Annotated in this window: 2 tRNA genes and 3 rRNA genes; all 5 read right to left on the reverse strand. The window is 45.8% G+C overall.

Annotated elements, in window-relative coordinates:
• Positions 1-147 precede the first annotated feature (147 nt).
• Positions 148-255 (reverse strand): 5S ribosomal RNA (gene rrf / locus CHRY9293_RS18100).
• 161 nt (positions 256-416) lie between these two features.
• Positions 417-3,171: ribosomal RNA gene (locus CHRY9293_RS18105) — 23S ribosomal RNA — on the reverse strand.
• Between the two features lie 157 nt (positions 3,172-3,328).
• A tRNA-Ala gene (locus tag CHRY9293_RS18115) sits at positions 3,329-3,402 on the reverse strand.
• An 86-nt stretch (positions 3,403-3,488) separates the two neighbouring features.
• A tRNA-Ile gene (locus tag CHRY9293_RS18120) sits at positions 3,489-3,562 on the reverse strand.
• Between the two features lie 216 nt (positions 3,563-3,778).
• Positions 3,779-5,295: ribosomal RNA gene (locus tag CHRY9293_RS18125) — 16S ribosomal RNA — on the reverse strand.
• Together the 16S, 23S and 5S rRNA genes with 2 tRNA genes alongside form the textbook arrangement of a ribosomal RNA operon.
• Positions 5,296-5,711 lie beyond the last annotated feature (416 nt).

Below are 5,711 nucleotides of genomic sequence, written 5' to 3' on the forward strand. Positions count from 1 at the left end.
CAAAACATTATAAAATCTGTTTTTCTCCAAACTTTTTGCTTAGCCCTCAACTTTTGAGACTGATCCGTAAGTTTCAGAAGTTTGAATCGTTGAAGTATCTAGATAAAAAAAGTCTCATAGAAATAAATCTATGAGACTTTAAATAAAAACTGGCGGCGACCTACTCTCCCGCGTTAGCAGTACCATCGGCGCTGGTAGGCTTAACTTCTGTGTTCGGAATGGGAACAGGTGAGCCCCACCGCTAAAACCACCCTAAAGGCTGTATATAGCTGTAGGCAGTAGGCTATAAGCTCTAGGCTTACAGCATAAAGCATACTGCTTTTTAATCGGTAAATTTCATCACAAAGGCAAAACCAGGATTGCACTTATAAGGCTTGCCTTAGAACTTATCGCTCTAAGAATAATAATTCCTAATAGGCTATAAATCTACGGGTAATTAGTACTACTCGGCTATGCTGTTACCAACTTTACACCTGTAGCCTATCAACGTTGTCATCTCCAACGACCCTTAAAAGATGTCTCATCTTGAGGCGAGTTTCGCACTTATATGCTTTCAGTGCTTATCTCTTCCAAACATAGCTACTCAGCGGTGCACCTGGCGGTACAACTGATACACCAGAGGTTTGTTCAATTCGGTCCTCTCGTACTAGAATCAAGCCCTCTCAAACATCTAACGCCCGCAATAGATAGAGACCGAACTGTCTCACGACGTTCTGAACCCAGCTCGCGTGCCACTTTAATGGGCGAACAGCCCAACCCTTGGGACCTTCTCCAGCCCCAGGATGTGACGAGCCGACATCGAGGTGCCGAACCTCCCCGTCGATGTGAGCTCTTGGGGGAGACTAGCCTGTTATCCCCGGAGTACCTTTTATCCTATGAGCGATGGCCCTTCCATACGGAACCACCGGATCACTATGTCCTGCTTTCGCACCTGATCGACTTGTTGGTCTCACAGTCAAGCACCCTTATGCCATTACACTCTACGCACGGTTACCAAGCGTGCTGAGGGTACCTTTGAAAGCCTCCGTTACTCTTTTGGAGGCGACCACCCCAGTCAAACTACCCACCACGCAATGTCCTTCTAATAAGAAGTTAGGCTCCAAGTAAGTAAAGGGTGGTATTTCAACGTTGGCTCCACAAACACTAGCGTGCCTGCTTCAAAGCCTCCCACCTATCCTACACATTACTTACTCAAAGTCAATACGAAGTTATAGTAAAGGTTCACAGGGTCTTTTCGTCCCATTGCGGGTAATCGGCATCTTCACCGATACTACAATTTCACCGAGCTCGTGGCTGAGACAGTGCCCAGATCGTTACACCATTCGTGCAGGTCGGAACTTACCCGACAAGGAATTTCGCTACCTTAGGACCGTTATAGTTACGGCCGCCGTTTACTGGGGCTTCAGTCAATGCCTTCGCTTACGCTAAGCACCTTCCTTAACCTTCCAGCACCGGGCAGGTGTCAGACCCTATACAGCATCTTTCGATTTAGCAGAGTCCTGTGTTTTTGATAAACAGTCGCCTGGGCCTCTTCACTGCGGCCACCATTGCTGATGGCGTCTCTTCTTCCGAAGTTACGAGACTATTTTGCCTAGTTCCTTAGCCACGACTCACTCGAGCACCTTAGGATTCTCTCCTCGACTACCTGTGTCGGTTTTGGTACGGGTTGCTTCACTTCGGCTTTTCTTGGATCCAATTACACTATAACAGCTTCGCCCGAAGGCTAGGCCTTGACACTTCCGTCAGTCTTCAATAGCTACATCGAACCGTCCCCTTTTAACGTGAGCAAGTATGGGAATATTAACCCATTGTCCATCCACTACCCCTTTCGGGTTCGCGTTAGGTCCCGACTAACCCTCAGCTGATTAGCATGGCTGAGGAAACCTTAGTCTTTCGGTGAGGGGGTTTCTCGCCCCCTTTATCGTTACTTATGCCTACATTTTCTTTTCTATCCGCTCCACAATACCTCACGATACTGCTTCGGCGCAAATAGAATGCTCTCCTACCAGATGTACTAATGTACAAATCCATAGCTTCGGTAATATGTTTATGCCCGATTATTATCCATGCCGGACCGCTCGACTAGTGAGCTGTTACGCACTCTTTAAATGAATGGCTGCTTCCAAGCCAACATCCTAGCTGTCAATGCAGTCCAACCGCGTTGCTTCAACTTAACATATATTTGGGGACCTTAGCTGTTGGTCTGGGTTCTTTCCCTCTCGGACATGGACCTTAGCACCCATGCCCTCACTGCCGTAGAACATTTATTAGCATTCGGAGTTTGTCAGGAATTGGTAGGCGATGAAACCCCCGCATCCAATCAGTAGCTCTACCTCTAATAAACTTATATACGACGCTGCACCTAAATGCATTTCGGAGAGTACGAGCTATCTCCCAGTTTGATTGGCCTTTCACCCCTACCCACAGGTCATCCGAAGACTTTTCAACGTCAACCGGTTCGGTCCTCCACTCTGTGTTACCAGAGCTTCAACCTGCCCATGGGTAGATCACAAGGTTTCGCGTCTAATCCTACTAACTATACGCCCTATTCAGACTCGCTTTCGCTCCGGCTCCGGTACTTAATACCTTAACCTCGCTAGTAAAATTAACTCGTAGGCTCATTATGCAAAAGGCACGCCGTCACCCAACTTGTGGGCTCCGACCGCTTGTAGGCGTACGGTTTCAGGTTCTATTTCACCCTTCTATTCGAAGTGCTTTTCACCTTTCCTTCACAGTACTTGTTCACTATCGGTCTTTCAGGAGTATTTAGCCTTGGAGGATGGTCCCCCCATATTCAGACAGGATTTCACGTGTCCCGCCATACTCATTTATCATCTATATATACCTTTCGAATACAGGGCTATCACCTTTTATAGCTGTTCTTTCCAGAACATTCTTCTAAATATATATAAACTTTTGGGCTAATCCGCTTTCGCTCGCCACTACTTACGGAATCTCTTCGATTTCTTTTCCTCCGGGTACTTAGATGTTTCAGTTCTCCGGGTTTGCTCCTCTTGCGAGGTGACATGTCTTCAACATGCCGGGTTGCCCCATTCGGATATCTCGGGATCTATTCGTGTGTGCCAATCCCCCGAGCTTTTCGCAGCTTACCACGTCCTTCGTCGCCTCTGAAAGCCTAGGCATCCGCCATACGCCCTTAACGATTTCTTTCCTATTTTTAGGTTACTCAAGCACTTATAAGTGCTCGGTTTTCTCTTTGTGATGTCTTTACCGTTAATGTCAATGATCTTAATTCTATTTCTAGCTTATCTCGCAAATATTGTTTTTGGCTCTATATGCTTTTTTAAAAATAAACCTTCTATTATCGTGGAGAATAAGGGAGTCGAACCCTTGACCTCCTGCGTGCAAGGCAGGCGCTCTAGCCAGCTGAGCTAATTCCCCTCTAGTAGACTTCAAAAATAAGATTACAAAATCTAGACTTAATGTCTCAACTATCATATCTTATATCTTACTGTCTTTTCAATTAGTAGTCTCGGGCAGGCTCGAACTGCCGACCTCTACATTATCAGTGTAGCGCTCTAACCAGCTGAGCTACGAGACTGTCTTTTTAGACTTACAGATCCTAGATGCTAGATACAAGACTTTCATTCGTCTTGGTTCTGCGCTCTGGGCTCTTGTATCTCTTTCCCTATACTAATTTCTAGTGGGTTTTGTTATTTTTTTATATATCAACCAAACAAAAAACTAAAGCTTTACTTTAAGTAAGTACTTCGTGTCTTAGACACTAATTTTGTTTATCGTCTTTGAAGACGCTCTAAAATGAGATGTTCCAGCCGCACCTTCCGGTACGGCTACCTTGTTACGACTTAGCCCTAGTTACCTGTTTTACCCTAGGCAGCTCCTTTTACGGTCACCGACTTCAGGTACCCCAGACTTCCATGGCTTGACGGGCGGTGTGTACAAGGCCCGGGAACGTATTCACCGCGCCATGGCTGATGCGCGATTACTAGCGATTCCAGCTTCATAGAGTCGAGTTGCAGACTCCAATCCGAACTGAGACCGGCTTTCGAGATTTGCATCACATCGCTGTGTAGCTGCCCTCTGTACCGGCCATTGTATTACGTGTGTGGCCCAAGGCGTAAGGGCCGTGATGATTTGACGTCATCCCCACCTTCCTCTCTACTTGCGTAGGCAGTCTCACTAGAGTCCCCAACTTAATGATGGCAACTAGTGACAGGGGTTGCGCTCGTTGCAGGACTTAACCTAACACCTCACGGCACGAGCTGACGACAACCATGCAGCACCTTGAAAATTGCCCGAAGGAGGATCTATTTCTAAATCTGTCAATTCCCATTTAAGCCTTGGTAAGGTTCCTCGCGTATCATCGAATTAAACCACATAATCCACCGCTTGTGCGGGCCCCCGTCAATTCCTTTGAGTTTCAAACTTGCGTTCGTACTCCCCAGGTGGCTAACTTATCACTTTCGCTTAGTCTCTGAATCCGAAAACCCAAAAACGAGTTAGCATCGTTTACAGCGTGGACTACCAGGGTATCTAATCCTGTTCGCTCCCCACGCTTTCGTCCATCAGCGTCAGTTGTAACTTAGTAACCTGCCTTCGCAATTGGTGTTCTAAGTAATATCTATGCATTTCACCGCTACACTACTTATTCCAGCTACTTCAACTACACTCAAGACTTGCAGTATCAATGGCAGTTCTACAGTTAAGCTGTAGGATTTCACCACTGACTTACAAATCAGCCTACGGACCCTTTAAACCCAATAAATCCGGATAACGCTTGCACCCTCCGTATTACCGCGGCTGCTGGCACGGAGTTAGCCGGTGCTTATTCGTACAGTACCTTCAGCTTCCCACACGTGGAAAGGTTTATCCCTGTACAAAAGAAGTTTACAACCCATAGGGCCGTCGTCCTTCACGCGGGATGGCTGGATCAGGCTTTCACCCATTGTCCAATATTCCTCACTGCTGCCTCCCGTAGGAGTCTGGTCCGTGTCTCAGTACCAGTGTGGGGGATCACCCTCTCAGGCCCCCTAAAGATCATTGACTTGGTGAGCCGTTACCTCACCAACTATCTAATCTTGCGCGTGCCCATCTTTATCCACCGGAGTTTTCAATATCAATCGATGCCAATCAATATATTATGGGGTATTAATCTTCCTTTCGAAAGGCTATCCCCCAGATAAAGGCAGGTTGCACACGTGTTCCGCACCCGTACGCCGCTCTCTGATTCCCGAAAGAATCATACCGCTCGGCTTGCATGTGTTAGGCCTCCCGCTAGCGTTCATCCTGAGCCAGGATCAAACTCTCCATTGTATGTTTGTCTGACTCACTCAAAGTTTTTAACGCTTTAGTTTTTCCTTACTTGGTTGTTATATTGTATTTCAATGATCTCTATTCTCTCGCTCTTCTAAAGCTACTTTCTGTCGTTTTCACTTGCTAGATTTGCGTGTGCAAAAGTAAAAAATTATTTCTATCTGACCAAATGTTTTTGAAAAAAATTTAAAGTTTTTTTTAGTAACCTTAACTCTTCAATTAAACCTCAATCAATACCCTTCTGCGCTCCCTTTATTTGGGACTGCAAAGATACTAATGTTTTTATTTCTTGCAAATTTTTTAAGCAAAATTTTAAAAACTTTTTTATTAATATCCTAGTACTCTATAATTCTTAAATGCTTACCTAAAAGCTCTCCTGCGCTTTACTGATATTCTCTCGTTTTCAGTGGGGCAAA

Origin of the sequence: Chryseobacterium potabilaquae (assembly GCF_902728265.1) — a bacterium.
In the GTDB taxonomy this organism is placed as follows: Bacteria; Bacteroidota; Bacteroidia; order Flavobacteriales; family Weeksellaceae; genus Chryseobacterium; species Chryseobacterium potabilaquae.